Source organism: Frateuria defendens (assembly GCF_001182895.1).
In the GTDB taxonomy this organism is placed as follows: Bacteria; Pseudomonadota; Gammaproteobacteria; order Xanthomonadales; family Rhodanobacteraceae; genus Frateuria_B; species Frateuria_B defendens.
In genome coordinates this window covers 1-486 of record NZ_LFQR01000176.1, presented here as the reverse complement: position 1 = coordinate 486, position 486 = coordinate 1, and the positions used below count along the sequence as shown (strand labels likewise).

Sequence of the window (486 nt, the reverse complement as noted above, 5' to 3'; positions counted from 1 at the left end):
CGCGTAGCCAAAGACAATCGGCTCTTCATCAATGCGGTGTTCTGGATCTTGCGCACCGGAGCTCCTTGGCGGGATCTGCCGCCAGATTATGGCGACTGGAAGAACACGCATCGGCGCTTCTGCCGCTGGCGCGACAAGGGGGTATGGGAATCGCTGCTGGAACGGTTGATCGATGAGCCGGACTACGAATGGCTGATGATTGATGCCAGCCATTGCAAGATTCACCCGCATGCGGCTGGCGCACGCGGTGGCAATGAGGGCATCGGGCGTACAAAAGGGGGCTCAACACCAAGATACATTTGGCCGTGGATGCGCATGGTATGCCGCTGCGAATCCTTGTTACGGAAGGTGCCCGAGCGGATTGCGCAGAAGCTGCAAAGCTGATCGATGGCCTGAAGGGTGAGCATCTGATTGCCGACAAGGGATACGACAGCAATGCCATTGTCAGGCAGGCTCACGATCAAGGCATGCAAGCGCAGATTCCGC

General features: G+C 58.0%; 1 pseudogene. It reads left to right on the top strand.

The annotated features are described in order from the left end of the window. Nucleotides 1-486 (top strand): annotated as a pseudogene (locus ACH65_RS19265) (IS5 family transposase); the annotation flags it as partial.